The sequence below is a fragment of the Noviherbaspirillum cavernae genome (genome assembly GCF_003590875.1).
GTDB lineage: Bacteria > Pseudomonadota > Gammaproteobacteria > Burkholderiales > Burkholderiaceae_D > Noviherbaspirillum > Noviherbaspirillum cavernae.
In genome coordinates this window covers 3,682,079-3,708,915 of the sequence record NZ_QYUN01000002.1, presented here as the reverse complement: position 1 = coordinate 3,708,915, position 26,837 = coordinate 3,682,079, and the positions used below count along the sequence as shown (strand labels likewise).

Annotated in this window: 26 protein-coding genes and 1 riboswitch; of the genes, 18 read left to right on the top strand and 8 right to left on the bottom strand. The window is 63.6% G+C overall.

What is annotated here, in order from left to right:
- Positions 1 to 133: 133 nt before the first annotated feature.
- The 4 genes from paaD to paaA are packed head-to-tail and all read right to left on the bottom strand — an operon-like array spanning position 134 to position 2,731.
- A complete protein-coding gene (gene paaD, locus D3870_RS17445; protein WP_119741071.1) occupies positions 134 to 652 on the bottom strand; it encodes a 1,2-phenylacetyl-CoA epoxidase subunit PaaD in 519 nt (172 codons plus the stop codon).
- The gene (gene paaC / locus D3870_RS17440; RefSeq protein ID WP_119742308.1) at positions 646 to 1,401 is read right to left on the bottom strand and encodes a 1,2-phenylacetyl-CoA epoxidase subunit PaaC; all 756 of its coding nucleotides are present in this window, start codon (positions 1,399 to 1,401) and stop codon (positions 646 to 648) included. Before paaC ends, paaD begins: the two co-directional genes overlap by 7 nt.
- A gap of 22 nt (positions 1,402 to 1,423) precedes the next feature.
- Complete coding sequence (paaB, locus tag D3870_RS17435) at positions 1,424 to 1,708, bottom strand: 1,2-phenylacetyl-CoA epoxidase subunit PaaB (RefSeq protein WP_119741069.1); 285 nt, start codon at positions 1,706 to 1,708, stop codon at positions 1,424 to 1,426.
- Positions 1,709 to 1,729: 21 nt separating this feature from the next.
- Positions 1,730 to 2,731: a 1,2-phenylacetyl-CoA epoxidase subunit PaaA gene (paaA, locus tag D3870_RS17430; RefSeq protein ID WP_119741067.1), complete on the bottom strand. Its 1,002-nt coding sequence runs from the start codon at positions 2,729 to 2,731 to the stop codon at positions 1,730 to 1,732.
- 168 nt (positions 2,732 to 2,899) lie between these two features.
- Here paaA and paaX point away from each other — a divergent pair, with 168 nt between their 5' ends.
- From paaX to trfA, 8 genes are all read left to right on the top strand, one after another.
- Positions 2,900 to 3,883, top strand: coding sequence for a phenylacetic acid degradation operon negative regulatory protein PaaX (gene paaX / locus D3870_RS17425; RefSeq protein ID WP_242490020.1), 984 nt, complete (start codon positions 2,900 to 2,902; stop codon positions 3,881 to 3,883).
- A 124-nt stretch (positions 3,884 to 4,007) separates the two neighbouring features.
- Positions 4,008 to 5,144: an ABC transporter substrate-binding protein gene (locus tag D3870_RS17420; protein ID WP_242490092.1), complete on the top strand. Its 1,137-nt coding sequence runs from the start codon at positions 4,008 to 4,010 to the stop codon at positions 5,142 to 5,144.
- A gap of 265 nt (positions 5,145 to 5,409) precedes the next feature.
- Positions 5,410 to 6,465 carry a branched-chain amino acid ABC transporter permease gene (locus tag D3870_RS17415; RefSeq protein WP_119741065.1) on the top strand — a complete coding sequence of 352 codons (1,056 nt, stop codon included), beginning with the start codon at positions 5,410 to 5,412 and terminating at the stop codon, positions 6,463 to 6,465.
- Positions 6,465 to 8,246: a branched-chain amino acid ABC transporter ATP-binding protein/permease gene (locus D3870_RS17410; RefSeq protein WP_242490019.1), complete on the top strand. Its 1,782-nt coding sequence runs from the start codon at positions 6,465 to 6,467 to the stop codon at positions 8,244 to 8,246. Before D3870_RS17415 ends, D3870_RS17410 begins: the two co-directional genes overlap by 1 nt.
- Positions 8,243 to 9,019 (top strand): ABC transporter ATP-binding protein, encoded by a 777-nt coding sequence (locus D3870_RS17405; RefSeq protein WP_242490018.1) that lies wholly within the window; start codon positions 8,243 to 8,245, stop codon positions 9,017 to 9,019. Before D3870_RS17410 ends, D3870_RS17405 begins: the two co-directional genes overlap by 4 nt.
- 74 nt (positions 9,020 to 9,093) lie before the next feature.
- Positions 9,094 to 9,855 (top strand): helix-turn-helix transcriptional regulator, encoded by a 762-nt coding sequence (locus tag D3870_RS17400; RefSeq protein WP_119741062.1) that lies wholly within the window; start codon positions 9,094 to 9,096, stop codon positions 9,853 to 9,855.
- A 269-nt stretch (positions 9,856 to 10,124) separates the two neighbouring features.
- A complete protein-coding gene (iaaH, locus tag D3870_RS17395; RefSeq protein WP_119742300.1) occupies positions 10,125 to 11,570 on the top strand; it encodes an indoleacetamide hydrolase in 1,446 nt (481 codons plus the stop codon).
- An 885-nt stretch (positions 11,571 to 12,455) separates the two neighbouring features.
- On the top strand, positions 12,456 to 13,382 hold the full coding sequence (trfA, locus tag D3870_RS17390) for a plasmid replication initiator TrfA (protein ID WP_119741060.1): 927 nt from the start codon (positions 12,456 to 12,458) through the stop codon (positions 13,380 to 13,382).
- 3 nt (positions 13,383 to 13,385) lie between these two features.
- Here the strand turns inward: trfA and D3870_RS22380 are convergent, their stop codons facing one another.
- The gene (locus tag D3870_RS22380; protein WP_158590495.1) at positions 13,386 to 13,532 is read right to left on the bottom strand and encodes a hypothetical protein; all 147 of its coding nucleotides are present in this window, start codon (positions 13,530 to 13,532) and stop codon (positions 13,386 to 13,388) included.
- Between the two features lie 41 nt (positions 13,533 to 13,573).
- Positions 13,574 to 13,682: riboswitch (cyclic di-GMP riboswitch) on the top strand.
- A 70-nt stretch (positions 13,683 to 13,752) separates the two neighbouring features.
- Here D3870_RS22380 and D3870_RS17385 point away from each other — a divergent pair.
- From D3870_RS17385 to D3870_RS17355, 7 genes are all read left to right on the top strand, one after another.
- The gene (locus D3870_RS17385; RefSeq protein WP_119741058.1) at positions 13,753 to 16,041 is read left to right on the top strand and encodes a S8 family peptidase; all 2,289 of its coding nucleotides are present in this window, start codon (positions 13,753 to 13,755) and stop codon (positions 16,039 to 16,041) included.
- A gap of 77 nt (positions 16,042 to 16,118) precedes the next feature.
- Positions 16,119 to 16,520: a gamma-glutamylcyclotransferase family protein gene (locus D3870_RS17380; protein ID WP_119741056.1), complete on the top strand. Its 402-nt coding sequence runs from the start codon at positions 16,119 to 16,121 to the stop codon at positions 16,518 to 16,520.
- 132 nt (positions 16,521 to 16,652) lie between these two features.
- Positions 16,653 to 18,386, top strand: a complete 1,734-nt coding sequence (argS, locus tag D3870_RS17375; RefSeq protein ID WP_119741054.1) for an arginine--tRNA ligase — start codon at positions 16,653 to 16,655, stop codon at positions 18,384 to 18,386.
- A gap of 43 nt (positions 18,387 to 18,429) precedes the next feature.
- On the top strand, positions 18,430 to 19,092 hold the full coding sequence (locus tag D3870_RS17370) for an SPOR domain-containing protein (RefSeq protein ID WP_119741053.1): 663 nt from the start codon (positions 18,430 to 18,432) through the stop codon (positions 19,090 to 19,092).
- Between the two features lie 19 nt (positions 19,093 to 19,111).
- The gene (locus D3870_RS17365) at positions 19,112 to 19,804 is read left to right on the top strand and encodes a thiol:disulfide interchange protein DsbA/DsbL (protein WP_119741051.1); all 693 of its coding nucleotides are present in this window, start codon (positions 19,112 to 19,114) and stop codon (positions 19,802 to 19,804) included.
- A 159-nt stretch (positions 19,805 to 19,963) separates the two neighbouring features.
- The gene (locus D3870_RS17360) at positions 19,964 to 20,749 is read left to right on the top strand and encodes an SDR family oxidoreductase (protein WP_199710692.1); all 786 of its coding nucleotides are present in this window, start codon (positions 19,964 to 19,966) and stop codon (positions 20,747 to 20,749) included.
- Positions 20,746 to 21,567 (top strand): helical backbone metal receptor, encoded by an 822-nt coding sequence (locus tag D3870_RS17355; RefSeq protein ID WP_119741047.1) that lies wholly within the window; start codon positions 20,746 to 20,748, stop codon positions 21,565 to 21,567. The genes D3870_RS17360 and D3870_RS17355 overlap by 4 nt, the downstream gene beginning before the upstream one ends.
- 62 nt (positions 21,568 to 21,629) lie before the next feature.
- On the opposite strand, the gene D3870_RS17350 is transcribed toward D3870_RS17355, so the two are convergent.
- The 3 genes from D3870_RS17350 to D3870_RS17340 form a co-directional block, all read right to left on the bottom strand.
- Positions 21,630 to 22,034 (bottom strand): hypothetical protein, encoded by a 405-nt coding sequence (locus tag D3870_RS17350; RefSeq protein WP_119741045.1) that lies wholly within the window; start codon positions 22,032 to 22,034, stop codon positions 21,630 to 21,632.
- A 304-nt stretch (positions 22,035 to 22,338) separates the two neighbouring features.
- Entirely contained in the window at positions 22,339 to 23,268 is a 930-nt protein-coding gene (locus tag D3870_RS17345) for a DMT family transporter (RefSeq protein ID WP_119742298.1), read from the bottom strand.
- 59 nt (positions 23,269 to 23,327) lie between these two features.
- Entirely contained in the window at positions 23,328 to 24,392 is a 1,065-nt protein-coding gene (locus D3870_RS17340; RefSeq protein ID WP_119741043.1) for an MBL fold metallo-hydrolase, read from the bottom strand.
- Positions 24,393 to 24,534: 142 nt separating this feature from the next.
- Between D3870_RS17340 and D3870_RS17335 the strand changes: the two genes are divergently transcribed.
- The 3 genes from D3870_RS17335 (at position 24,535) to D3870_RS17325 (ending at position 26,766) form a co-directional block, all read left to right on the top strand.
- Positions 24,535 to 24,972 (top strand): MerR family transcriptional regulator, encoded by a 438-nt coding sequence (locus tag D3870_RS17335; protein WP_119741041.1) that lies wholly within the window; start codon positions 24,535 to 24,537, stop codon positions 24,970 to 24,972.
- Between the two features lie 140 nt (positions 24,973 to 25,112).
- Entirely contained in the window at positions 25,113 to 26,297 is a 1,185-nt protein-coding gene (locus D3870_RS17330) for an isovaleryl-CoA dehydrogenase (RefSeq protein ID WP_119741039.1), read from the top strand.
- A gap of 31 nt (positions 26,298 to 26,328) precedes the next feature.
- Complete coding sequence (locus D3870_RS17325; RefSeq protein ID WP_119741037.1) at positions 26,329 to 26,766, top strand: PaaI family thioesterase; 438 nt, start codon at positions 26,329 to 26,331, stop codon at positions 26,764 to 26,766.
- Positions 26,767 to 26,837 lie beyond the last annotated feature (71 nt).

Sequence of the window (26,837 nt, the reverse complement as noted above, 5' to 3'; positions counted from 1 at the left end):
GGGGAGGGCTAGGGTGGGGATGGGTTACTACCTGAAACCCATCCCCATCCCAACTTTCCCCTTGAAGGGGAAGGAGCCGGAGTTTGCGACGGTCGTCCAAATTGCTGACTTCTCTATTTCTCGTAATGCGACGTTAATGCGGTTTGAAATAATCAAACGGTTCCCTGCAGTCGTCGCAGCGATACAAGGCCTTGCACGAGGTCGAACCGAATTCGCTGACGACGCGCGTATGTGTCGAACCGCAATGCGGGCAGGCGATCGGCGCAGTGTTGCGCCGGCGGCTGATGCCGCTGATATCGATCGCCTGCTGCACCGGCGGCGCGATGCCGTAGCCTTTCAGCTTCGTCTTGCCGCTTTCGCTCATCCAGTCGGTGGTCCATGCCGGCGACAATTGCGTCGCGAGCCGTACGCGGTTCACGCCATGCTGCCGCAGCGTTTCCGAAATCGCCTGCGCGATCACGCCCATCGCCGGACAGCCGGAGTAGGTCGGCGTGATCGTCACCACGCATTCCGGCTCGTCCCCATCTTCCTGCCATGCGACGTCGCGCACGATGCCCAGATCGACCACCGAGATTGCCGGCACTTCGGGGTCCGGCACTTCGTGCAGCCAGCCCCAGATCTGCTCGGTGGCGGGAAGTGTGGCGTTCACCACTGCGCTCCAGGATAGGCGCGCTGCAGGAATTGCATTTCCGCCAGCAGGTAGCCGAGATGCTCGGTGTGTTTGCCTTGCCGTCCGCCTTGCTGCATCCAGGCATTGGCCGGCGGCAGCACCAGCGTCGCTTCCTCGAAAATGCCCTGCACATGCGCCAGCCACGGCGCGTGCAGATCGGCCGGTGCCGGCGCGATGCTTTGCGCCGTCATCGCTTCATCGACGGCATCCGCCTTGAACATTTCGCCGGTGTACATCCACAAATCGTCCAGCGCGGCCTGCATCATGCTGCGGCTCTGCTCGCTGCCGTCGCCCAGCCGCACCACCAGGTCGCCGCTGCGGCGCAGGTGATAGCTGACTTCCTTGATCGATTTTTCGGCGATGTCGGCCACGCGCGCATCGCTCGATTTCGTCAACTCTTGCAGCAGAAAGTAGTGCCAGCTGTCGAAATAGAACTGACGCGCCAGCGTATCCGCATACGTGCCGTTCGGCTGCTCGACCAGCAAGAGATTGCGGAAATCGTGCGCGTCGCGCAGGAAGGCGAGCTGATCTTCATCGCGGTCCTTGCCTTCGAGTTCGCCCGCGTAGGCGAACCACAGCCGCGCCTGGCCCAGCAGATCGAGCGCGACGTTGGTCAGCGCAATGTCTTCTTCCAGCGCCGGCCCCTTGCCGCACCACTGCGAGAGCCGCTGGCTGAGCACGAGCGCGTTGTCGCCCATGCGCAGCAGAAAATTGAACTTGTCATCCGGCATTGCCATTCTCCATAGCCCCCGCTTACAGATTCTTCACTTCTTCCGGCATCGGGAAGAAGGTCGGGTGGCGGTATACCTTGCTGTTGGCCGGCTCGAACAGCGCGCCCTTGTCGGCGGGAACGCTGGCGGTGATGTCCGCCGCCTTCACTACCCAGATGCTGACGCCTTCGTTGCGCCGCGTATAGACGTCACGCGCATTGTTGATTGCCATTTCGGCGTCGGGCGCATGCAGGCTGCCCACATGCTTGTGTGCCAATCCATGCTGGCTGCGGATGAAGATTTCCCACAGCGGCCATTCCTTGTTCATTGCTTTCTCCTGCTGGTGTGATTACGCCGCCTGCGGCACTTGTGTCTTGCGGGCGGCCTGCTTGTCCGCGTAGGCGTTCAGGCCGTCGCGGAACCATGCACCGTCTTCCCAGGCCTGCACGCGGGTGCGCAGGCGTTCGCGGTTGCAGGGGCCGTTGCCCTTGAGCACGTTCTGGAATTCGCTCCAGTCGATTTCGCCGAACTCGTAGTGGCCGGTTTCCTCGTTCCATTTCAGGTCCGGGTCGGGCACGGTGAGGCCGAGGTATTCCGCCTGCGGCACGGTCTGGTCGACCATCTTCTGGCGCAGCTCGTCATTGGAAAACAGCTTGATGCGCCATTGCGCCGATTGCGCGCTGTTGATCGATTCGGCATCGGACGGGCCGAACATCATCAGCGACGGCCACCACCAGCGGTTGAGCGCATCCTGCGCCATCTGCTTTTGTTCCGGCGTGCCCTTGCACAGCGCCATCATGATGTCGTAGCCCTGGCGCGCATGGAAGGATTCCTCCTTGCACACGCGAATCATGGCGCGCGCATACGGGCCGTAGGAGCAGCGACACAGCGGGATCTGGTTGATGATGGCCGAGCCGTCGACCAGCCAGCCGATCGCGCCCATGTCGGCCCAGGAGAGCGTGGGGTAATTGAAGATGCTGGAATACTTGGCCTTGCCGGAATGCAGATCGGCAAGCAGTTGATCGCGCGACACGCCCAGCGTTTCCGCTGCGCTATACAGATACAGGCCATGACCGGCCTCGTCCTGTATCTTGGCCAGCAGAATCGACTTGCGCTTCAGGGTCGGCGCGCGCGTCACCCAATTCCCTTCGGGCAACTGGCCGACGATTTCCGAATGCGCGTGCTGCGAAATCTGGCGGATCAGCGTCTTGCGATAACCCTCCAGCATCCAGTCCTTCGGCTCGATCTTGACGCCGGCGTCGATTTTTTCCTGAAACGCCCGTTCCTCCGGGCTCATGTCTTGCAGCGCGCGCACGCGCTGCGCGCCGGTGTCAACCAATTGAGCGTACATGGTCTGGTTCTCCTGTAACGCGGTGAAGTTTCTGGCAGATGGTTAGACGGATTTTCGAGGAATCCGTTTCGAGTGTGGATTCATCATATGATACGAAATAAGGTATGTAAACACTTTTTATGAATCATTTCTGATTCATGTATCCTGTTGCCGCTTGCTGTGATATAAATGCGTTCACCTGCGGTGCCAGCCGCCATCGTCAACAAGGGTTTTCAGCCTTATCGAATGAAGAATCTGTCGGTCAACAAATGGATCGAGCAAAGCCTGGCCAGCGATCCGCCGCGCTCCAAATCCGTCGCCATGACGGTGCTGGGCGATGCGATTGCGCCGCGCGGCGGCGCGTTCTGGCTCGGCAGCCTGATCACCCTGCTGGCGCCGTTCGGCATCAGCGACCGGCTGGTGCGCACCAGCGTGTTCCGCCTCGCCGAGGAAGGCTGGCTGGAAGCGTCGCGCGAAGGCAGGCGCAGCCAGTATTCGCTGACCGCGGCCGGCCAGCGCCGGCTCGAACGCGCCTACCGCCGCATCTATTCGCCCTCGGGCCTGCAGTGGGACGGCAGCTGGACGCTGGTGCTGACCGCGCCGGAAATCATCAGCGCGGCGCAGCGCTCGCAACTGCGCAAGGAACTGCTGTGGGAAGGATTCGGCATGGTCGGGACCGGCGTGTTCGGTCATCCCGGCGAGAAGGCCGCGGCGCTGGAGGAAATCCTCGCGCGCGTGAAGGTGACCGGCAAGGTGTTCGTGTGCTCGGCCAGCGAATCAAGACAGGTCAGCTCGCGTCCCCTGAGCGATCTGGTGGACGCCTGCTGGGAGCTGGGCGCGGTGATCGAGGGCTACCGGCATTTCATCGCATGCTTCGAATCGCTGCTGCCCTTGCTGAACAGGAAAGGCGCGCTCGATCCGGAGCGGGCCTTCATCATCCGCACCCTGCTGATTCATGCATTCCGCCGTGTGCAGCTGCACGATCCGCAACTGCCGCTAGACTTGCTGCCGGCGCAATGGCCGGGCACGCCGGCGTATGCGCTGTGCCGTGACATTTACCAGCTTGCCTTCAAGGAGGCCGAGGAATATATCTTGACGACGCTGCAGCGTGAAGATCAACATGTACCCGCAGCGGCGTCATATGTGCATCAGCGCTTCGGCGGATTGGCATAATAAGAATACTGGTTCGGCATCGCCGCAAACAGAAAGGCAAGATTCATCACCCACGATGGAGTTTCAGCAAATGAAGAAGGAGAAGACAATGAAGACAACACTACTGAAAGCGATATTGCCGGCCATGGTGTGCGCGGCATTTGCCGCTACGTCCGGTACAGCAGTTGCCCAGATCAAGGTGGGCGTGACGGTATCGGCGACCGGACCGGCGGCCTCGCTCGGCATCCCGGAGAAGAACACCTTCGCGCTGCTGCCGAAGCAGATCGGCGGCAAGACGGTCGAGTACATCGTGCTCGACGACGCCTCCGACACCACCACCGCCGTCAAGAACACCCGCAAGATGGTGGCCGAAGACAAGGTCGATGTGATCGTCGGTTCGACCGTCACGCCGAACTCGCTGGCGATGATCGACGTCGCGGTGGAATCGGAAACGCCGATGATCTCGATGGCCGCCTCCGCCGCGATCGTGTCGCCGGTCGATGCGCGCCGCCGCTGGGTCTTCAAGACACCGCAGAACGATTCGCACATGTCGACCGCGATTACCGGCCACATGGCCGACGCCGGCGTCAAGACGGTTGCCTTCATCGGCTTCAACGACGCCTACGGCGAAGGCTGGTTCCGCGAATTCTCCAAGCTGGCCGAAGTGCGCAAGATCCAGATGATCGCCAACGAGCGTTTCGCCCGCACCGATACCTCGGTCACCGGCCAGATCCTGAAGATCATGTCGGCCAATCCGGACGCGGTGCTGATCGCCGGTTCCGGCACGCCGGCCGCATTGCCGCAGAAGACGCTGAAGGAACGCGGCTACAAGGGCAAGATCTACCAGACGCACGGCGTGGCGAACAACGACTTCCTGCGCGTGTGCGGCAAGGATTGCGAAGGCACGCTGCTGCCGTCCGGTCCGCTGCTGGTGGCCGAGCAACTGCCGGATTCCAACCCGGTCAAGAAATCGGCGATGGCCTACAAGACCGCCTATGAAAAGGCGAACGGCGCGGGCAGCGTGTCCACCTTCGGCGGCCACGCCTGGGATACCGGCGTGCTGCTGTCCGCAGCCATCCCCGAGGCGCTGAAGAAGGGCCAGCCCGGCACCAAGGAGTTCCGCGCCGCGCTGCGCGATGCACTGGAGAACGTGAAGAACCTCCCCGCATCGCACGGCATCTTCAACATGGGCCCGACCGACCACCTCGGCCTCGACCAGCGTTCGCGCGTGATGGTGCAGGTCGTCAACGGCAAGTGGAAACTGGCGGGCTCGGCGGACTGAGCCGGACTGGCTTGTATCGGAGCCTGATGAACGTTGTGCGCTGTCCGGTTCCCTCCCCCTTGCAAGGGGGAGGGCCAGGGTGGGGGTAGGGTGCTCGACCGGCCTTTGCGCCTGTTCGAAGACCCTAGCCCCATCCCGACCTTCCCCCTTGCAGGGGAAGGAGCCTGGCGACGCGATGTGAGCACTTTGGTGTGATCTGAAGTGCGCGAGACGGAACACCTCCCGCTCTCGCTGCCCTGCATACCCTTCCTTACCGAGACTTAGAATGGATTTATCAATTGCCGCCATCCTTGCGCAGGATGGCACCACCAGCGGCGCCATCTACGCGCTGCTCGCGCTGGCCCTGGTGCTGGTGTTTTCCGTCACGCGCGTCATCTTCATTCCGCAGGGCGAATTCGTCGCGTTCGGCGCGTTGACGCTCGCGGCCATGCAGTCCGACAAGTTTCCCCATACCGCGACGCTGCTGGTGGCGCTGGGCATCCTCGTCTTCGTGCAGGAAACGCTGGCCGTGCTGCGCTCCGCCGAGAGCCGCCGCCGCGCGCCGCGCAGCATCGCGCTCGCCTTCGCGAAATTCGTGCTGTTCCCGATCGCGGTATTTGCCACCGCCAGCACGTTCGCGGTGTCGGGCCTGCCGATGGTGCTGCAGGTGCTGCTGACCCTGATCATCGTGGTGCCGATGGGACCGATGGTCTACCGCCTCGCCTTCCAGCCGCTGGCCGAAGCCACCACGCTGGTATTGCTGATCGTCGCGGTCGGCGTGCATTTCGCGCTGATGGGCCTGGGCCTCGTGATGTTCGGTGCGGAAGGATCGCGCACCACGCCGTTCTCCGACGCTCGCATCGAGATCGGCCAGCTGGCGATTTCGGGCCAGAGCATCGTCATCGTCGGCGTCTCCATCGTGCTGATCGTCGGCCTCTACCTGTATTTCGAGCGTGCGCTGTCCGGCAAGGCCTTGCGCGCCACCGCCGTCAACCGACTCGGCGCGCGCCTGGTCGGCATCGGCACCACGCAGGCGGGGCGTCTCGCCTTCACGCTGGCAGCCGCGATGGGTGCGCTGTGCGGCGTGCTGATCGCGCCGCTGACCACCGTGTATTACGACAGCGGTTTCCTGATCGGCCTGAAGGGCTTCGTCGGTGCCATCATCGGCGGGCTTGCCAGCTATCCGATCGCCGCCGCCGGCGCGATCCTGGTCGGCCTGCTCGAATCCTTTTCCTCGTTCTGGGCCAGTGCATTGAAGGAAGTCATCGTGTTTACGCTCATCATCCCGGTGCTGCTGTGGCGCTCGCTGACATCGAAGCATGTCGATGAAGGAGAGGAATGATGAACAAGTTCTTCCTGATCTTCATCGCCGCCGTTGCGCTGCTGCCGATCCTGCCGACGCCGGAATTCTGGATCACGCTGGCCAACTACATCGGCCTCTATTCGATCGTCGCGCTCGGACTGGTGCTGCTGACCGGCGTCGGCGGCCTCACCTCCTTCGGCCAGGCGGCCTTCGTCGGCCTCGGTGCCTACGCGACCGCATATCTGAGCACGCAATTCGGCCTCTCGCCCTGGCTTGGCTTGCTGGTCGGCATCGTCATCACCGCCGGCGCGGCCTTCTTCATCGGCGCGATCACGATGCGGCTGTCGGGACACTTCCTGCCGCTGGGCACGATCGCCTGGGGCCTGTCGCTGTTCTACCTGTTCGGCAACCTGGAATTCCTCGGCAAGTACGACGGCATCAGCGGTATCCCGCCGATCAGCATCTTCGACCTCACGCTCAATACCGGACGTGAAATGTATGGCCTGATCTGGCTGGTCGTGATCCTTGCGGTGGTGGCGATCCAGAATCTGCTCAACTCGAGGCCGGGACGTGCGATCCGCGCCCTGAAGGGCGGCGGCGTGATGGCCGAAGCGATGGGTGTCAACACGGCGTGGATGAAGATCGTGATCTTCGTCATGGCAGCCGTGCTGGCCTGCATTTCCGGCTGGCTCTACGCGCACATGCAGCGCGCGGTCAACCCGACCCCGTTCGGTCTGAACGCCGGCATCGAATACCTGTTCATGGCCGTGGTCGGCGGTGCGGGCCACGTATGGGGTGCGATTCTCGGTGCAACGCTGCTGACCCTGCTCAAGGATCAGTTGCAGGTGGTTCTGCCAAAATTGCTGGGCGCGAACGGCAACTTCGAAGTCATCGTGTTCGGCGTGATGCTGGTGGTGCTGCTGCAATATGCGCGCGACGGCCTGTGGCCATTCGTGCGCAAGTGGCTGCCGCAGAAGCGGCAGGTCAGCGCGCCGGAATCTGCCGATGCGCTGCCGATGCGCAGCAAGCACGCAGCGGGCGAAACGGTGTTGCAGATCGACAAGGCGCGCAAGGAGTTCGGCGGCCTGGTCGCGGTCAATAACATCAGCTTCGACGTCAAGGCCGGCGAAATCATGGGCCTGATCGGCCCCAACGGCGCGGGCAAATCGACCATGTTCAATCTGGTGACCGGCGTGCTGCCGCTGACCTCGGGCGAAGTTCGCTTCCGCGTCGGCAACCAGCTGCAGCGCATCGATGGCTTGCCTTCGCGCAGCATCGTGCGGCACGGCATCGCGCGCACCTTCCAGCACGTGAAGCTGATGCCCACCATGACGGTGCTGGAAAATGTCGCGATCGGCGCGCATCTGCGCGGCACGTACAACGACGTCAACGGCATCGGCGCCAGCATTGCCCGCTGGAACCGCAAGGAAGAACAGGTCCTGCTGTTCGAGGCGAAAAAGCAATTGGAACGCGTCGGCCTAGGCAATATGCTGTATGAGGAAGCGGGCAGTCTCGCGCTTGGTCAGCAGCGCATTCTCGAAATCGCGCGCGCCCTGTGTTGCGACCCGACATTGCTGCTGCTGGACGAGCCGGCAGCCGGCCTGCGCTACAAGGAAAAGCAGGCGCTGGCCGACCTGTTGCGCAAGCTGCGCGCGGAAGGCATGAGCATCCTGCTGGTCGAGCACGACATGGATTTCGTGATGAACCTGACCGACCGACTGGTCGTGATGGAGTTTGGCACCAAGATCGCCGAGGGTGTGCCGACCGAGGTGCAGGAGGATGAAGCGGTGCTGGAAGCCTATCTCGGAGGCATCGAATGATAATCAAGGAACCCATGATGGATGCACTGACGACGCCGATCCTCGAAGTGAAGGACCTGCATGTGGCCTACGGCAAGGTCGAGGCGCTGCATGGCGTGAACCTGAAGGTCGGCGCCGGCCAGATCGTGACCGTGATCGGCCCCAACGGCGCCGGCAAGTCGACCATGCTCAACGCCATCGCCGACGCCTTGCCGACCACCGGCACCATGCGCGGCAGCGTCTCGCTGCTGGGCGAGGACGTCGCCAGCGTCCCGGTCGAGGCGCGGGTCGCACGCGGCATGTGCCTGGTGCCGGAAAAGCGCGAACTGTTTTCCACCATGACGGTGGAGGACAACCTGCTGCTGGGCAGCTACCGCCGCTACCGCGCGCGCGAAAAAAATTATGCAGACCAGCTCGACGTCGTGTTCGAGCTGTTCCCGCGCCTGAAGGAACGGCGCAAGCAGGATGCCGGTACGCTGTCGGGCGGCGAGCGCCAGATGCTCGCCGTCGGCCGCGCCCTGATGGCCAAGCCGCAACTGCTGATGCTGGACGAACCCAGCCTCGGCCTCGCGCCGCGCATCGTCAAGGAAATCTTCCACATCATCGTGCGCCTGAAAGAAACCGGCGTCGCGATCCTGCTGGTCGAGCAGAATGCGCGCGCCGCGCTGCAGGTGGCCGATTACGCCTACGTGCTGGAAACCGGCAGTGTCGGGCTGGAAGGGCCGGCATCGCAACTGGCGAATGACTCGAAGGTGATCGATACGTATCTGGGCCTGGCGAAAAAGGCGGCCTGAACAGCGGGAGCGACCGCTCCCGGAGAACGCAGTAACCAGGGTTTTGTGCAGAATTTCCGGAATCGGGAGTCGCCATGAATCTCACAACAAAAGAGGCTGCTTCGCTTGGAGAACTGGTCAACTGGCTGGGCCAGGACTGCTCGGAACGGGAAATCCGCGTCCATGTCGGCGAGCAATTGCTGCGCCTGCTGAAAGCGGATTACTACGCCTCTTTCTCGTGGGACGCCGCCGCCCGCTCGTTCTCCGATACGGTGTCGATCAACATGAGCCTCGACAACCTGTCGGCCTACGAACGCTATTACCAGTTCCACGATCCGATCACGCATGAGCTGCAAAAGCGCCGGCTGCCGACGCTGGTCGCGCAGGTCATGCCGCAGGCGGAATTGATGAAGACCGAATTCTTCAACGACTTCCTCGCGCGCGACGGCCTGCACCACGGTGTCAACCTGTACGCCTACGATGGCGACGACAACATCGGCGACATGCGCATCTGGCGCGGCCGGCGGCGCGACGGTTTCGACCGCACGACACTGGCGATCCTGGCGATCGTGCAGCCGGTCTTCACCTCGGCGCTGAAGCGGGCGCGCGCCCGCCGCGCGCAAGTGCCGACACAAATTCCGGCACAAATTCCCCATTCCGCTTCGGCAAGCACGCTGTCCCGCCGCGAACAGGCCATCGCGCAATGCGTATGCAGCGGCATGTGCGACAAGGCCATCGCGCAGCAGCTGGGCATCGAATTCTCGACCGTCAGAACGCACCTGTCGCGCATCTTCGACAAGCTCGGCGTGCACAGCCGCACGCAACTGATACAGCGGCTGGCCGACAAGCGGCCCTGAGCGCGATTTGATCGCGGATGCTGCGGCCGTGACACCCGTATTCGATTCCCGCATTCGATCCGTGTCCTCAATAATGAGGATATTGCTCCGCAATCCCTTGTGTCAGGATGAATTGCCTTTTCGGCATTCAACCTTACCAACGGAGCACCATCGTGGAGACAACAAAAAAATTCGATCGTCGCCAATTCTTGAAGACCACCGCAGGGATCGCCGCGATGCCTGTCTGTGGCGGATTTTTGACCGCATGCGGCGGAGGAGGCACTGACCCGATGACAACACAAGAGCAGCTTGCCTTGTCGGCATCCGACGCGATCAAGTCCATCTCTGCAGGGCGGTTGACGGCCGTCCAGTACATCACGACAGCACTCGACCGCGCCCGCGCGCTGAGCAGCCTGAACACGATCATCACGCTCAACGCGAGCGCCGCCCTGGAGGCCGCCAAACGCATCGATGCGATGCGCGCCGCCGGCCAGACACTGCCGGCGCTGGCCGGCATGCCGATTGTGGTCAAGGACAATATCAACACGAAGGATCTGCCGACCACGGCGGGCACGCCGGCGCTGAAGAACTTCACCCCGAATGCCAACGCGCCGACCCTGCAGGCACTGCTCGATGCCGGCGCGATCATTATCGGCAAGGCCAACATGCACGAGCTCGCCTTCGGCATCACCAGCACCAATTTCTCGCCCTTCGCCGGCGCGGTGAAGAATCCCTACAACGCCGCGCTGATTCCCGGCGGCTCCTCGGGCGGCACCGCTGCCGCGATTTCCGCTCGCATCGTGCCGGCCGGACTCGGTACCGATACCGGCGGCTCCTCGCGCGTCCCCGCCGCGCTGACCGGCATCGTCGGCCTGCGTCCTTCGGTCGGGAACGGCGGTGCCGAACGCCGTTACAGCGGTGCCGGCGTGGCGCCGATCAGTCACACCCGCGACACCGTCGGACCGATGGGCCGGACCGTGGCGGATGTCGCCCTGCTCGATGCCGTCATCACGCGCAGTGCGCAGGCGACCACCGTATCGCTGAAGGGACTGCGCCTGGGCATCCCCGCCGCCTTCTGGCAAAACCTAGACAAGGATGTCGCCGCCGTCATGGAAAGCGCGAAGACGAAGCTGGCGGCGGCCGGCGTGGTCTTCGTCAACGTCGACATGGCCGGCGTGATGACGCTGAACGACAAGATGTCGTTCCCGATCGCGCTGCACGAACCGATCGCCGACATCCCGGCCTGGCTGCAGGCCAGCGGCGTGACGGGCATCACGCTGGCCGATATCGCCGCCCAGGTCGCCAGCCCGGACGTGAAGGGCGCATTCGGCGCGATCATGGGCGATGCGTTCGCCGCCGCCTATCCGGACGCGATCAATGTCCACCGGCCCGCGTTGCGCACCATGTACGACAACTACTTCAGCGCCAATACCGTCGATGCCATCTTCTTCCCGACCACGCCGCTGCCGGCGGTCCCGATCGACGCGGTCAAGGGCTCGTCCACCGTCTCCATCAACGGCGGCGCGCCGCTCGATGAATTCGGCACCTTCATCCGGAACACCGACCCCGGCAGCAACGCCGGTGTGCCCGGCCTGTCGCTGCCTGCCGGCCTGACGCCGGCAGGACTGCCGGTCGGGATGGAAATCGACGGCCCGGTGGGCAGCGACAAGAAGCTGCTTGGTATCGGCATGGCGATGGAAGCCCTGTTCGGCGTGCTGGCCGCGCCCAAGGTCTGAGGCAGGGCTAGGCGCAAGGCCATCGGTTGGTGCTGCCGGCCGATGGTCCTCCATGCTCCTCTATCGTTCTTCAAGCGTGGAATCGGCGGAATTAGAGAAAGATTAAAAACCGATTAGGCGTTGAAAAATCGCGTCCAACTCATTGAATTCATTGTGATTTTCTGCAATGCCGCTCGCTCGGGAAACGGCAGCGCCGCGCTCGGCATACGTGCCGTTCCGCGCTCCGGCGACGTGCCCCTCTCGCTGGACAAACGCGCATCCACGCTGGGGAAACGGCACGTCCCCACGCGTGAAAAACGATGGCTTTGCGGGTTTTGAACCGCACTTTCGGTAATAAAAAGACATGAGTTGCACCGATTTCGCGGTTTGCCTCGCTCGAAATACGACAATTTCGCTGCCATCGCGGTGGTGACCCACGCTGGAAATACGTCACTGCGTGCCATCCCACGCTCGAAATACGTGTCAATGCAGCATTTTCAGCCCCGAACCTGCATATGTGGCGGCTTTTCAGGCAGTCTCTCGCCTCGCTGGAAAGACGATGGGTTGCCGCACATGCATTCCAGCCGTTTTTGCTCACTGAAACCACGCTTGGGAAACGATAAACGGCGGCGATGTGCCGCAGCCGAAGCTCTGCCGTTCGCTTTTCGGTCGGCGATGTCACGCTCGAAATACGCGTGCACGCGCCGAAACCCCGGAAAGCCGCCCGATTCCACGCTCGACAAACGCGTGCACATGCCTGTGGCGCGACTTTTTCGCCTCCTTCGCCCACGCTCGAAAGACGTGTTTCCACGCTGAAGCGATGTGTCTCCACGCTCGAAAGACGAGTATCGCCGTGTTACCTTAGGTCAACAGTCAATCACGCCCGAAAACCTTCCCGAACGCGCCATGCCAGCCCACGCCATCCATCACAAGCCCCTTACCGACGCGTTGCAGAGAATCGAGGAAACCCTCGCCAGCAAAAGAAAGGTCGCTGCCGCGCAGGGCCAGCTGGGCTTTGGCGGCGGGCCGGACACCTTGCCCGGTGATGTCACCGAGGCGCTCAACATCATCCAGCTGCCGCTGTGGGAAAACCAGGTGCGCGGCCTGCCCAATCCGCTGGCGCGCTCGGCCCTGTTTTCGGTGGCGCGCCAGAACGAGCCGCGCCAGCATCTGAAGGAGCGCCCGATCACTTCCGTCAAGGGCGTGGAAATCTATTACACCGGCGAGGAATTGCGGCAGGACGACGAAGACGTGTTCCTGAACCTCGTGCACCTCGCCCGCAGCCAGCCACTGGGGCATGAAGTCTCGTTCACCGCGTACTCGATGCTGAAGTCGATGGGCTGGCCGACCTCGTCACCGTCCTACGAGCGGCTGCGGCTGTGCATCCTGCGCCTGACCGCGAACGCGGTCGAGATCCGCTTCGACGCCGGTTCCGGCAAGCGTGGCTATGGCGGTACGCTGGTGCAGGAATTCACCTTCAAGGATGAAACCGACCGGCAGTGGAAGGTGCGGCTCAATCCGAAGTTGATCTCGCTGTTCGGCGCGGATGCCTACACCCAGCTCGACTGGCGCCAGCGCCTGAAGTTGCGTTCGCCGCTGGCGAAGTGGCTGCACGGTTTCTACTTCACCCATCGCGAGCCGTTCGGCTACAAGGTGGAGACGCTCAAGGGCCTGTGCGGCTCGTCCGCGCAGCAGCTCTATCACTTTCGCAACGGCTTGAAGAAGGCGCTCGACCTGCTGGTGGAGCAGGGCTTCCTGAAGTCGTGGCGCATCGATCCGGTGACCGATGTGGTGACCGTGCTGCGCGCCAGCCGCACGCAACTGCTCGCCTGAACATCACACCTGAACATCACGCACGATCCATTGTGCTTTTTGCACTTCAATTGTCATGCTGCTATCGCCTGTAGCGCAGCAGCCACGCGGGTTTGCAGCCGGCATCGAAAAATTTTGCAGGCATTTTGAATCAATGCAGAATGCAAACATGCTGGAGTGTCCGACGAAGCATTTCGTCGTGCGCTCCGGAGCAGATGCAAGGGCAAACCCGCCGCGAGGCGGGGACGCAAAGCCACCGGACTGCAGGGCGCACGCGATGAAACGATGAGGCGCGCGCTGCCAGTCAGCGGAGCCGCCATCCTGGTTTCAGGCGCAGCGCGGCCCTTTCTCGATCATTTCCCCCGTTGCAGATACCGAGAAAAGGCGTTTCATGTTTTCCCCGAGAGTCCTCCCGCCGAGCCTCTTTGCCTTGGCGGTGACGGCCGCCGCCGCCGGTACTGCGCTTGCGGATGACACTTCCCCCGCGCCGGGTGGCGCGCTTCACACGACACAAAATCATTTCCTGGCAATTGCTGCGCTCGATCCCGAACGCAGCGATGCGCTGCCGGCGATCGGCCACATCAACGCCGACTACGCTTACAGTCGCGCGCTCGGCGGCAGCGGCGTCACCATCGCGGTGCTGGACAGCGGCATCAACGCCGCACACGCCGAGTTCGCCGGGGTCGGCAAGCTGGTGCAGGGCTACAACGCCTTCAATGGTTCAGCCGATGTTGCCGACGTGCTGGGCCACGGCACGCATGTCGCCGGCATCCTCGGCGCAAGTCGCGGAAACGACGGCGGCGGCGGCATGTTCGGCGTGGCGTACGATGCGCGGCTGCTGCCGATCAAGGTGCTGGCCGACGGCGGCAGCGGCACCACCGCCGCGCTCGACAAGGGCCTGCGCTATGCGATCGGCAAGGCCGCCATCGCCAACATCAGCCTCGGCGCGAACAGTCGCTACGATCCGGGCGCGCTGCAGGAAGCGGTGCGCGGCGGCCTGCTGATGGTGATCGCCGCAGGCAACGAAGGCGCGGCCCATCCCGGCTGGCCGGCGCGCTTCGCCAGGGAAGCCTGGGCCAACAACCAGATCATCGCGGTCGGCGCGGTCGATGCCGACAACCGCATCGCCTCGTTTTCCAATCGCGCCGGCGACGCCGCCGCGTGGTTCCTCGTCGCGCCCGGCGTCAACATCTACTCGTCCGCTGCCGACGGCCGGTACGCCATCATGAGCGGCACCTCGATGGCGACGCCGGTCGTCAGCGGCGCGGCGGCGCTGGTCAAGCAGCTGTGGCCGGCATTGCGCGCCGATCAGGTGGCCGACATCCTGTTTCTCACCGCGACCGATCTTGGCGCGCCCGGCATCGATGCCGTCTACGGACGCGGCTTGCTGAATGTCGAAAAGGCCTTGCAGCCGATCGGCGACGTCGTCACCACCAGCTTCAACGGCCGGAGCATCAGGCTGCTGGCGACGGCGGTGCAACCCTCGGCCGCCACCAGCCGGCTGTGGCAGCTTGCCGCCTCCGGCAACTTGCGCGCGATCGGGCTGGACGATTTCCGGCGCGACTACAGCGTCGATCTCGCCACCACCGTTTCGAAGCCGGCCGCACTGACGCTGGAACAGGCCTTCGGCAGCATGGACAGCCGCATCGAGGTGGCCAATCACGTGCTGGCCGACGGCTCGACCGTGACGGTCGCCTGGGATCGCGGCGCGTCGGCCTGGCAGCGCAATGCCGATCAGGAGCAGCGCACACGGCTGGCCGCGTTCTCCTTCGTTTCCGGCAATGCCGCGGGGCGCGAAACCGCGTTCGGCATCGGCGGCATGGCAGCGAACTACTTCGGTGCCGGCGGCATGCAGTTGCGCGAAGCGGCGGCATTCCACATGGTGCCGGCCCTGGCCAATCCGTATTTCTCGCTGGTGCCGGACGCTGCCTACGCCGCCATCGCGCAGCAGGCGGGCGGCCTCAGGGTGAAGTTCGGCGTGCTGAGTTCGGGCGTGAACCAGGCGCTCGCCTCGCAGCCAGGGCCGATCCCGTTTGCCTGGATGCCGGCCGCCTCGTTCCAGCCGCTGCCGAAAGCCGCCTCGGCCCTGATCGAGGTATCGCAATCCTTCGGCGATGCGGCACTCGCCGTGTCGTTCGCCCGCACCAACGAATCGAACGCCTACCTCGGCGCGCAATCGAGCGGCGCGCTGGCGCTCGGCCCCGGCGCGGCCACCAGTTCGCTGCAGCTGACCGGCGCATTGCTGCTCGCACCCGGCCTCGCGCTCGCGGGCCAGGCTTCATACGGCGTGACGCCGGGTAGCGTCAACGGCAGCAGCCTGATCGCGGAAGTGACGGCCGCGCGCACCAATGCATTCACGCTGGCGCTGGTCGCCTCCGACCGCATCGCCGCCGGCGACCGCCTCAGCCTGTCGCTGTCGCAGCCCTTGCGCACCTATGCCGGCCAGCTGGTGCTCGATGTGCTGTCCGGCGTCGATGCCGACGGCGCGCAAACGCGCGAACGTGCGCGCTTCTCGATGGTGCCGGTGGTGCGCGAGCTGCGCACCGAATTGAATTATCAGATGCCGCTGGCGCAGGACGCCTCGCTGCGCTTCACGCTGCTGGTGCGGCGCAATCCGAACAACCTCGAAGGTGTGGCCGCCGAACGGTTGCTGGCGATGCGCTATGCGAAGTCGTTCTGAAGCGCCGACGGAAGGCCGCAAGCCGCATTAGGCAAGCCGCATTAGAATTGCCGGATCGAAATCGTTCTTCGACTGGCATGAGCAGCAATATCTTCACCTACGGTTCGCTGATGTTCCCGGAAGTCTGGGAAAAGGTGGTGCGCGGCAAATACCGCTCGACGCAGGCTGTCGCGCCGGACCATGCGCGTTTCGCGATTCGCGGCGAAACCTACCCCGGCATGGTGACCGCGCCCGGACAAACGGTCGCAGGCGTGGTGTATTTCGATGTGACGCCGGACGACGTCGCCGCGCTCGATATCTTCGAAGGCACGCCCTACCGGCGCGACGTGCTGCAGGTCAGGCTGGCAGGCGGCGAAACCCTTGCCGCCGATACCTACATCTATCTCGACACCGCGCAGTTGGCGGATGCTCCGTGGGAACCGGATGCCTTCCAGATGCAGCGGTTTCTCGATACATATTGCCGCGATAAGTTGGCCTGAAGACAACGATTTTCCCGGTCGGCATCCGATCCGTCCGCGCCCCGATCAGGCGCAGGTGACCGCGCAGGTGACCGGTATAATCACCTCTCTCGGCAAACTTTCACGGGCACCTCTGCCCGCACATCGAATTCCATGCTCGCATCGCAAAAACAACAGATTATCGACCTGTTCCAGGCCGCGCTCGCGCCCATCGTCACCGGAACGGAAGTGCAACCCAACGTCGCGCTGGAGCGTCCGCGCGATCCTTCGCATGGCGACGTCGCGTGCAACATCGCGATGCAGCTCGCCAAGCCGCTGAAAAAGAATCCGCGCGAACTGGCGCAGGCGCTGGTCGTCGCCGTGCTCGCCAATCCGGCGCGCGAAGGCTTGGTCGAATCGATCGATATCGCCGGTCCCGGCTTCATCAACCTGCGCCTCGCGGTGGCGGCCAAACAGGCCGTGGTCAAGGCGGTGCTGCAGGAAGCTGATCAATACGGCAAGAACCAGGCGGGCGCCGGAAAGAAAGTGCTGGTCGAATTCGTTTCCGCCAATCCGACCGGCCCGCTGCACGTCGGCCACGGCCGGCAGGGCGCGCTCGGCGATGCGCTGTCGGCCTTGCTGGAATCGCAAGGGTATGACGTCACGCGCGAGTTCTATTACAACGATGCCGGTGTGCAGATCGGCAATCTCGCGATCTCGGTGCAGGCGCGCGCCAGGGGCTTGAAGCCGGGCGATGCAGGCTGGCCGGAAGCAGCCTACAACGGCGACTACATCGCCGACATCGCGGCCGACTTCCTCGCGAAGAAAACCGTGGCCGCCAGTGACGGCGCGCCCGTGACCGCCAGCGGCAACGTCGATGATATCGAGTCGATCCGCAAATTCGCCGTCACCTATCTGCGCCGCGAACAGGATCTCGATTTGCAAGCCTTCGGTGTCAAGTTCGACAACTATTATCTGGAATCCTCGCTGTACACCGAGGGCAAGGTGACCGCTGCCGTCGATGCCCTGATCAAGGCCGGCAAGACTTACGAGCAGGAAGGTGCGCTGTGGCTGCGCACCACCGAGTACGGTGACGACAAAGACCGCGTGATGAAGAAGTCCGACGGCACCTACACCTACTTCGTGCCGGACGTTGCCTATCACGTCACCAAGTGGCAGCGCGACTTCGGCAAGGTGATCAACGTGCAGGGCAGCGATCACCACGGCACCATCGCGCGCGTGCGCGCCGGCCTGCAGGCGGTCGGCATCGGCATCCCGCAGGGCTATCCCGACTACGTGCTGCACAAAATGGTGACGGTGATGAAGAACGGCGAGGAAGTGAAGATTTCCAAGCGCGCCGGTTCCTATGTCACGGTGCGCGATTTGATCGAATGGTCGGCGGGCGATGCGACTGCGACGGACGGTTCGCGCGACCTGACGCGCGGCCGCGACGCGGTGCGCTTCTTCCTCATCTCGCGCAAGGCCGATACCGAGTTCGTGTTTGATGTCGATCTGGCATTGTCGCAATCGGACGAGAACCCGGTCTACTACGTGCAGTACGCGCACGCGCGCATCTGCTCGGTGCTGGCGCAATGGGGCGGCGACGAGAACACGCTGAACGCGGTCGACCTGTCGCCGCTGACCTCACCGCGCGAAGCGGCACTGTTGGCAAAACTGGCCGAGTACCCGGAGATGCTGCAGAAATCCCTCGACGAACTCGGGCCGCATCAGGTAGCGTTCTATCTGCGCGATCTGGCGGGCGAGCTGCACAGTTACTACAATGCGGAGCGCTTCCTGGTCGATGACGAAGCCGTCAGGCTGGCGCGTCTGGCCCTGCTGGTCGCGACGCGCCAGGTGTTGCGCAACGGTTTGGCGCTGATCGGCGTATCGGCGCCATCGAGGATGTAAATCAGGATATAAAAACAAGGTAGCAAGGGAGTCATCGGGGAGTATGCACAATCACATCAACAAGCAGCGCGGCGGAACCATCCTCGGCATCATCATCGGTCTGATCATCGGGCTCGGAATCGCATTGGCGGTCGCGATGGCGATCACGAAATCGCCGATGCCATTCACCAACAAGGTGGCGCGGCAGGAAAAGGCGGGGCCCACCGCCAGCCAGTCTGCCGATCCCAACAAGCCGTTGTACGGCAAGGCGGCGAAGGCTGCTCCCAGGGAAATCAAGGAAGCGGACAGCAGCGAGCAGCCAGCACCGGCTGTCGAGAAAAAACCCGAGGTCAAACCCGCGACAGCCGAAGCAGCGGCCGGTGACAAACCGAAAAAGGCCGAGATCAAGACTGCTGACGTCAAGGCGACGGAAGCGAAGGACCCGATCAAGGAAATCGCCATCAAGAGCGAGAGCGCGGACGACAAGTGGGCCTACTACCTGCAGGCCGGCGCGTTCCGCGAATCGACCGATGCCGAGAATGCCCGCGCCAAGCTGGCCTTGATGGGCGTCGAGGCGCGCGTGTCCGAAAGGCAATCCGAAAACGGCATCCTGTACCGCGTGCGGGTCGGCCCGTTCGTGCAGCTGGAGGCGGTGAACCGGGTGCGCGGCAAATTGTCGGATAATGGCGTGGATGCGGCAGTGGTGCGCATTGCGAAACAACATTGATAGTTTGAAAAGGAATCTCATGCGTTTTCTTCAACATGCATTGGCTGCATTGAGCCTTTCCCTGGTGGCCATCACGGCAGGCGCATCGCCGGCCAGTCCGCAGAACGGCGTCGATTACCGCACGCTCGACAAGGAGCAGCAGACCGACTCCGGCAAGAAGATCGAGGTCACCGAGTTCTTCTGGTATGCCTGCCCGCATTGCAACGCGATCGAGCCTTCGCTGGTCGAGTGGGTCAAAAAGCAGGGTGACAACATCGTGTTCAAGCGCGTGCCGGTTGCCTTCCGTGATTCCTTCGTGCCGCAGCAGAAGCTGTTCTACACGCTGGAAGCGATGGGCAAGCTTGACGAGCTGCACAAGAAGGTGTTCGACACGATCCACAAGGAGCGCCGCCAGCTCGACACCGACGCCGCGATCACCGAGTGGATCGTCAAGCAGGGCGTGGACAAGCAGAAGTTCCTCGACGTCTACAACTCCTTCGGCATCCAGAGCAAGGCGCGCCGCGCCGCGCAGCTGCAGACCGCCTACCAGGTCGATGGCGTGCCGCTGATCGCGATCGACGGCCGCTACCTCACCTCGCCGTCGATCGTCGGCGCCGGCATGAAGGGCGCATCGGAAGACGCGCTGCACACCGGCACGCTGCAAGTGATGGACTGGCTGGTGGCCCGCGCCGCCAAGGACAAGGGTACGGAAGCACCGAAGAAGGCGAAATAAGCCGCACGGCACCTGTCACGAAGTCCGTCGCTCGCAAGAGGACGGACTTTTTTGTTTGGGGCGGTTGATGCCGCCTTGCCGTGTCATTCCTCGCTGCGCCCGGAATGACAGTGTGGCGATTTCACATTCTGCTGACCAATGAATTTTCCAGGGACTTCCATGAAACGAGTATTCATCACCGGCGCATCGAGCGGTATCGGCGCCGCGCTGGCGCAACGTTATGCGGAACAGGGCGCGATGCTGGGCCTGGTGGCGCGGCGGCAGCCGCTGCTGGAGGAGTTGCGCGCGCGCCTGCCGCATCCGGAGCGGCATCGCATCTATGCGCTCGACGTCACCGACCATGCGGCGCTGGCCGCAGCGGCGCAGGACTTCATCGCGGCAGCGGGCGGGGCCGACGTGGTGATCGCCAATGCCGGCATTTCGCAGGGCACGTTGACCGAGTACGCGGAGGATCTCGCCGCGTTCGAGCGCATTCTGGCAACCAACGTGTCGGCCACGGTGGCGACCTTCGGCCCTTTCATCGCCGCGATGAAGGCGCAGTCGCAGGCCGGCAGCCGCGCCTGCCGTCTGGTCGGCATCGGCAGTGTGGCCGGCATCCGCGGTCTGCCGGGCGCGGAGGCGTACAGCGCATCGAAGGCCGCCGTGATCAGCTATTGCGAATCGCTGCGCGTGGAACTGCGCGCCAGCGGGATCAAGGTCGTCACCATCGCGCCGGGCTACATCGACACGCCGATGACGCAGGTCAACTCCTACCCGATGCCCTTCCTGATGGCGGTCGAGCGCTTCGCGGCGCAGGCGGTGGCGGCGATCGATGCGGGTGTCAGCTACCGGGTGATTCCGTGGCAGATGGGCGTGGTCGCCAAGCTGCTGCGCATGTTGCCGAACCCGCTGTACGACTTCGCGTTCTCGAAAGCGCCGCACAAGAAACGGCAAGCGCAGGCATGACACTCATCGATGCCATCGGTCAGGAACACCAGGCCGTCGCACCGCACGCAACGCCGCGCATCGTGTCGCTGGTGCCGTCGCTGACCGAGCTGCTGTGCGATCTCGGGCTCGCGCACCGGCTGGTCGGCCGCACCGGTTTCTGCATCCATCCGGCCGAGATGGTGCAGTCGATTCCGAAAGTCGGCGGCACCAAGGCGGTCAATATCGAGAAGATCCGCCGGCTCGCACCGACGCATCTGGTCGTCAACATCGACGAGAACGAGAAGCCGACCGTCGATGCGCTGGCCGGATTCATCCCGCACATTATCGTCACGCATCCGCTGGCGCCCGCTGACAACCCGGGCCTGTTTCGCCTCTTTGGCGACATCTTCGGCGCGCAGGAAAAGGCCGAGGCGCTGTGCGCGGAATTTGCGCGCGAACAGATGGCGCTGGACGCGCTGCTGCGGCAGTCGCAGCGGCGGCCGCAGACCATGCTGTACTGCATCTGGCAAGACCCGTGGATGACGGTGTCGCGCGACACCTACATCGCCCGCATGCTGGCGCAGATCGGCTGGCAATGCTGGAGCGCTGCGCCGCCGTCCGCAGCGGACGTGCGCTATCCGCAATTCGCATGGTCGGACGAACTGGTGCACGCGATCGACGGCGTGCTGCTGTCGAGCGAGCCCTATCGTTTCACCGAGGCGCACGCCGATGCGCTGGAGCGGCAGATCGGCAAGCCGGTGCAGCTCATCGACGGCGAAATGACATCGTGGTACGGCAGCAGGGCGATTGCGGGATTGCGTTACATGCGGCGGCTCGCGCTGGGCGAAGCCGGATGACGAAGGTGCGCGAAGGTGCGCGAAGGTGCGTGCGGGAGATGCAGCGGGCGGCTGCGGCAGAGTCACTTCTTGCGGTTGATCCGTACCAGCATACGGAGAAATTCGCGGGCGATCATCTGATGGTGTTCGTCGAGGCGTTGCAGGTCGGCCAGCAGCTTGACATCGGCAGCTTCGTAGCGCGAGCCGCTGCCCGCTGCATGTGTCGCCGCTTCGGCTTCGGCACCGCCGAAGCGCAGCCACTCGGCCGGCACCGCCAGCCATTGCGCTAGTGCGCGCAGCTTTTCCTGGGTCGGGATCGCTTCGCCCACCAGCCACTTGCGGGCGGCGTGCACGGTGATCGGCCGGCCCTCGAAGCGGACGTTGAATTCCCGCGCCAGCTGGGTCGGGCTGTCGGGTGAATAGTCGGCGTTTCGCAGCGCCTGCTGCAGGCGTTCGCTGAAGCCTTCGCGTTCAATGGATGGATTCATCGCTGGGCATTATTCCATATGGTCATCATGCTGGTTGTTGTTGCACAGAAATCACTGTGACCGAAAGTGTGAGGAATAATTGTCGGATTATTGCAAGAAAGCCCGCGCCTATAAAGCCCCAAACAGTTACAGCGCGTAACTGTTCATGTCCTTGATATAGATTTAGAACCGCTGCGGCGAAAAGCAATGGCGCAGGCCCCGCCAGCGGTGATTTTTGTCATGGGGACGCGAAATAAAGGGACGACATTGTGACGGCACCGATGCGCCACGGCACGTGCCATGGCGCATCGGTGCCGTGACCGCATCAGCGGTTGGTCAATGTCACGCCGATGACCACCAGCACGCCGCCGGCAACCATCGACAGCAGGATGGGTTCGTGCAACAGCAGCGCGCCGAGCGTGATGCCGAAGACCGGCACCAGATTGTTGAAGACGGCGGTGCGCGCGGGGCCGATCGCCTTCACGCCTTCGTAATACCAGATGAAGCCGATCACGGTGCCGAATGCGCCGAGATAGATGATGGCAGCGCTCACCTGCCACGTGAAACTGCGCGCATCCAGCGCGGGCAGCTCGAAGAGCGCGCCGCCGCCCAGCAGCAATACGCCCCACAGCGACGCATACGTGGTCGCGGCGATCGGCGACAGGCCCTTCAACGCATGGCGGCCGATGATGGTGTACGCGGCCCAGCCCGAAATGGCGCAGAACATCAGCAGCTCGCCCACGCCGACCGATTGCGAAATGTCATGCATCGCGCCTGCGAGGTCGCCGCGCGTGATGATCACGGCCGCGCCGACGAAGGCAATCGCGATGCCGAACCATTTGCGCGCGCTCAGTCGTTCGCGGAAGAACAGCGCCAGCGCCAGGGCGGTGACGACCGGGTTGAGCGCGACGAACAGCGCGGTGCGTCCTGCCTCCATGCGCGACAATGCGGCGAAGAAACAGATGTTGTAGATGAAGATGCCGGTCGCGCCCAGCGCGAAGGTCGCGAGTACCTGCGAGCGGTTCAGGCGCGGCAGACCGCCTTCCAGCTTGTACGCCAGCGGCAGCAGCAGTGCGCAGGCCACCGCGAAGCGCCCGGTGGCCGCGATCATGTGCGGCACCGCCTGCGCGACGACGCGGCCGGCGATGAAGGTGCCGCCCCAGAACAGCGCGACGAACACCAGCTTGATGTAGACCGATGCCGCCACGGCGGGGGCGGCGGGACGGACAACGGTGGCGGATGAGGCGTCGTTCATGATGGCGGCGGCGGTGATTGCGCCGATCGCATGCGCGAAGCGGCGCGGTATCGGATCGGTCAGGCGGTCTTGAAGCGGACGATGCCGTCGTCGCCGGTGGCGCGCGTCAGCACGCCGTCGAACCACAGCTTGTGCAGATGCGCCAGCGCCTCGCCCATGGCGAAGGTGAGCTGGTGCGCATCGAGCGCGCGACGGAACATGATCGGCACGATGTCGGCCGCCGATTGCGGCGTCGCGCACGCCTCGACCACTTCCGCCAGCCGTTCGCGATGGTGATCGTTCAGCTGCGTGATGCGCGTGTGCAGGCCGCGGAAGGGCTTGCCGTGCGAGGGCAGCACCAGCGTGTCGTCCGGCAGGTCGCGATATTTTTCCAGCGAATCGAGATACTGCTGCACCGGATTGGCTTCCGGCTCGACCGCGAACACCGACACATTGGTCGAGATGCGCGGCAGCACCATGTCACCCGAAATCAGCAGCTTCAGATCGGCGCAGTACAGCGAGGCATGTTCCGGCGAATGACCGAAGCCGGTGATCACGCGCCAGTCGTGTTTGCCGATGCGAAAGCGCTGCTCGTCCTGCATGCGGCGATACGCCGCCGGCACGGCCGGCACCAGCGTCGGGTAGTAGCTGCGGCGTTCGGCGAGGCGTTCCTCGATTGCCGGATCCGTCAGGCCGTGGCGCTGGAAATGCGGCAGCATCGCCGTGCCGTCGACGCCGGGCAGCGCCGCCGACATCATGCGCGCGAAGCCGTAGTCGCCGGTGGTCATCCACAGCGGAGCGTTCCAGCGCGTGCACAGCCAGTCCGCCAGTCCGACGTGATCGGGATGGCAATGGGTGGCGATCACGCGCAGGATGGGCAGGCCCTGCAATTCCTTCTCGAAAATGGTTTCCCACGCGGCGCGCGTGGCATCGCTGGCAATGCCGCAATCGACCACGGTCCAGCCTTGTTGTGTGCCGGCATCGGTGCGGACTTCATCGCGCAGCAGCCACAGGTTGATATGGTTCAGCGCGAACGGCAGGCCCATGCGCAGCCAGTAGATACCCGGCGCAACTTCATGCACGGCGCCCGGCTCGGGCAGCGTGTCGCCGAAAACGTATTCGAGTTGGGATTCCAGCGGATTCATCGGCGCATGTTCTCTTGGCAAGTTGAGAGATTCACATTTGCGGCGCACGCGCCTACAATATGTTTGACGTTAACGTTAACTGTCGTCACAACATTCTAAACATAAACGCCTGCCGCTGCCGGCGCAGACAAATCCCGTCATCATGCCGACCTATACCATCACCGAACTGGCGCGAGAATTCGACGTCACACCGCGCGCGATCCGCTTCTACGAGGATCAGGGCTTGCTGAGTCCGAAGCGCGAAGGCGCGGGCGGTCGCACCCGCGTCTACAGCGCGCGTGAGCGCACGCGCCTGAAGCTGACGTTGCGTGGCAAGCGGCTCGGCCTGTCCCTGCTGGAAATCAAGAGTCTGGTCGATATGTACGAGTCGCCGCGCGACACGGCGGCACAATTGAAGCGCTTCCAGGCGGTGCTGGCGCTGCATCGCGAGACGCTGGAGCGGCAGCGCGAAGACCTCGAGGCGACGCTGGCGGACATCACGGCGCACGAGGCGGAATGCCGGCGTCTGTTGAACGGCGACAAGGCGGCAAAGACGCCGGCGAAGAAAGCCGCCGCGCGGCGTGTGAAGGACGTCGCCTGATGCCGCCTTCCGGTGCGTTTTGGTGCGAATGATTGACGTTTACGTTAACGTCAATTGAAGGTATGATTTTGCGGCGGCGGCCGGTGCGGCCGCCTTGCAGTTTTCCTGCAGTTTCCCGATTCTGAAAACGTGAGGATGACATGATCCACTTGCCCGGCTTGACCTTTGATCACGGCGAGGACATCGCCGCGCTGCGCGAAACCGTGCAGCAATTCGCGCAGGCGGAAATCGCGCCGCGCGCCGCCGAAATCGACCGCAGTGACCAGTTCCCGATGGACTTGTGGAAGAAGATGGGCGACCTCGGCCTGCTCGGCGTCACGGTGGACGAGGAATACGGCGGCACCGCGATGGGCTATCTTGCGCACATTGTTGCGATGGAGGAAATCTCGCGCGCCTCGGCCTCGGTCGGGCTGTCCTACGGTGCGCATTCCAACCTGTGCGTGAACCAGATCAAGCGCAACGGCACGCCCGAACAGAAGGCGAAATACCTGCCGAAGCTGGTTTCCGGCGACTACGTCGGCGCGCTCGCGATGTCCGAGCCGGGCGCGGGATCGGATGTCGTCAACATGAAGCTGCGCGCCGACTGGAAGGGCGATCGCTGGGTGCTGAACGGCACCAAGATGTGGATCACCAACGGCCCCGATGCCGACGTGCTGGTGGTGTATGCCAAGAACGACATCGAAGCCGGTCCGCGCGGCATGACCGCCTTCCTGATCGAAAAGAATTTCAAGGGATTTTCCGTTGCGCAAAAGCTCGACAAGCTCGGCATGCGCGGCTCGCACACTGGCGAACTGGTGTTCCAGGATTGCGAAGTGCCGGCGGAAAACGTGCTCGGCGGTCTGGGCAAGGGCGTCAACGTGCTGATGTCGGGTCTTGATTTCGAGCGCACCGTGCTGTCGGGCGGGCCGCTCGGCATCATGCAGGCCTGCATGGATGCGGTCGTGCCTTATGTGCATGACCGCAAGCAGTTCGGCCAGCCGATCGGCGAGTTTCAATTGATGCAAGGCAAGCTTGCCGACATGTATTCCACCATGATGGCCTGCAAGGCTTATGTCTATGCGGTCGGCCAGGCCTGCGACCGTGCGAGGACGCCGGAAGCGGTGCGCGCCTTGCGCAAGGATGCGGCGGGCGCGATCCTGTATTCCGCCGAGAAGGCCACCTGGATGGCGGGCGAGGCGATCCAGGCGCTGGGCGGCAACGGCTACATCAACGAATATCCGACCGGCCGCCTGTGGCGCGATGCGAAGCTGTACGAGATCGGCGCCGGCACCAGCGAGATTCGCCGCATGCTGATCGGGCGCGAACTGTTCGCGGAAACGAAGTAGCGGCACCGGCCCGCGCGCACGGAGATATCGCATGCCACTGGAATCGCCCAACCCGCATTACCGCAGCGCCGTCGAGCAGGCCTTTGCGCAAGCCGCCTTCGTCACCGACATCGGCATCGAGCTGGTCGATTTCGGTCCCGGCTGGTGCGAGTCGGCACTGCGCATCCAACCGCGCCATCTGCAGCACACCGGCATCGTCCACGCCGGCGTGCAGAGCACGATGGCCGATCACACGGCTGGTGCGGCCGCCATTTCGATCACGCCGGAACAGCAATACATCCTGACGGTCGAGTTCAAGCTGCATCTGCTGCGTCCGGGTGCGGGCGAATCGCTGCGCTGCCGCGCCCAGGTGCTGAAGCCCGGCCGCAATTTCCAGGTGGTCGAATCGGAAGTCTATGCGCTCGACGGTGACAGGCAGACCTTGATCAGCAAACTCACCGGGACGATGGCGGTGTTGCCGAGGCAGTGATGGCGCGGCATGAGGGCGGCGCTATCGTCATCCTGCGACAAGAAAATTTCCCTTTCGAACTGCAATCATTC

Excerpts from the sequence above, each read along its gene's own strand:
- D3870_RS17370 (WP_119741053.1), top strand. The coding sequence starts at position 18,430 with ATGCACAATCACATCAACAAGCAGCGCGGCGGAACCATCCTCGGCATC.
- iaaH (WP_119742300.1), top strand. The coding sequence starts at position 10,125 with ATGACAACACAAGAGCAGCTTGCCTTGTCGGCATCCGACGCGATCAAG.
- D3870_RS17355 (WP_119741047.1), top strand. The coding sequence starts at position 20,746 with ATGACACTCATCGATGCCATCGGTCAGGAACACCAGGCCGTCGCACCG.
- D3870_RS17325 (WP_119741037.1), top strand. The coding sequence starts at position 26,329 with ATGCCACTGGAATCGCCCAACCCGCATTACCGCAGCGCCGTCGAGCAG.
- D3870_RS17400 (WP_119741062.1), top strand. The coding sequence starts at position 9,094 with ATGAATCTCACAACAAAAGAGGCTGCTTCGCTTGGAGAACTGGTCAAC.
- trfA (WP_119741060.1), top strand. The coding sequence starts at position 12,456 with ATGCCAGCCCACGCCATCCATCACAAGCCCCTTACCGACGCGTTGCAG.
- D3870_RS17330 (WP_119741039.1), top strand. The coding sequence starts at position 25,113 with ATGATCCACTTGCCCGGCTTGACCTTTGATCACGGCGAGGACATCGCC.
- D3870_RS17360 (WP_199710692.1), top strand. The coding sequence starts at position 19,964 with ATGAAACGAGTATTCATCACCGGCGCATCGAGCGGTATCGGCGCCGCG.
- D3870_RS17335 (WP_119741041.1), top strand. The coding sequence starts at position 24,535 with ATGCCGACCTATACCATCACCGAACTGGCGCGAGAATTCGACGTCACA.
- D3870_RS22380 (WP_158590495.1), bottom strand. The coding sequence starts at position 13,532 with ATGTTTGCATTCTGCATTGATTCAAAATGCCTGCAAAATTTTTCGATG.
- D3870_RS17365 (WP_119741051.1), top strand. The coding sequence starts at position 19,112 with ATGCGTTTTCTTCAACATGCATTGGCTGCATTGAGCCTTTCCCTGGTG.
- D3870_RS17405 (WP_242490018.1), top strand. The coding sequence starts at position 8,243 with ATGATAATCAAGGAACCCATGATGGATGCACTGACGACGCCGATCCTC.
- D3870_RS17345 (WP_119742298.1), bottom strand. The coding sequence starts at position 23,268 with ATGAACGACGCCTCATCCGCCACCGTTGTCCGTCCCGCCGCCCCCGCC.
- D3870_RS17340 (WP_119741043.1), bottom strand. The coding sequence starts at position 24,392 with ATGAATCCGCTGGAATCCCAACTCGAATACGTTTTCGGCGACACGCTG.
- D3870_RS17415 (WP_119741065.1), top strand. The coding sequence starts at position 5,410 with ATGGATTTATCAATTGCCGCCATCCTTGCGCAGGATGGCACCACCAGC.
- D3870_RS17420 (WP_242490092.1), top strand. The coding sequence starts at position 4,008 with ATGGTGTGCGCGGCATTTGCCGCTACGTCCGGTACAGCAGTTGCCCAG.
- paaA (WP_119741067.1), bottom strand. The coding sequence starts at position 2,731 with ATGTACGCTCAATTGGTTGACACCGGCGCGCAGCGCGTGCGCGCGCTG.
- D3870_RS17380 (WP_119741056.1), top strand. The coding sequence starts at position 16,119 with ATGAGCAGCAATATCTTCACCTACGGTTCGCTGATGTTCCCGGAAGTC.
- paaB (WP_119741069.1), bottom strand. The coding sequence starts at position 1,708 with ATGAACAAGGAATGGCCGCTGTGGGAAATCTTCATCCGCAGCCAGCAT.
- paaX (WP_242490020.1), top strand. The coding sequence starts at position 2,900 with ATGCGTTCACCTGCGGTGCCAGCCGCCATCGTCAACAAGGGTTTTCAG.
- D3870_RS17385 (WP_119741058.1), top strand. The coding sequence starts at position 13,753 with ATGTTTTCCCCGAGAGTCCTCCCGCCGAGCCTCTTTGCCTTGGCGGTG.
- D3870_RS17410 (WP_242490019.1), top strand. The coding sequence starts at position 6,465 with ATGAACAAGTTCTTCCTGATCTTCATCGCCGCCGTTGCGCTGCTGCCG.
- argS (WP_119741054.1), top strand. The coding sequence starts at position 16,653 with ATGCTCGCATCGCAAAAACAACAGATTATCGACCTGTTCCAGGCCGCG.
- D3870_RS17350 (WP_119741045.1), bottom strand. The coding sequence starts at position 22,034 with ATGAATCCATCCATTGAACGCGAAGGCTTCAGCGAACGCCTGCAGCAG.
- paaC (WP_119742308.1), bottom strand. The coding sequence starts at position 1,401 with ATGCCGGATGACAAGTTCAATTTTCTGCTGCGCATGGGCGACAACGCG.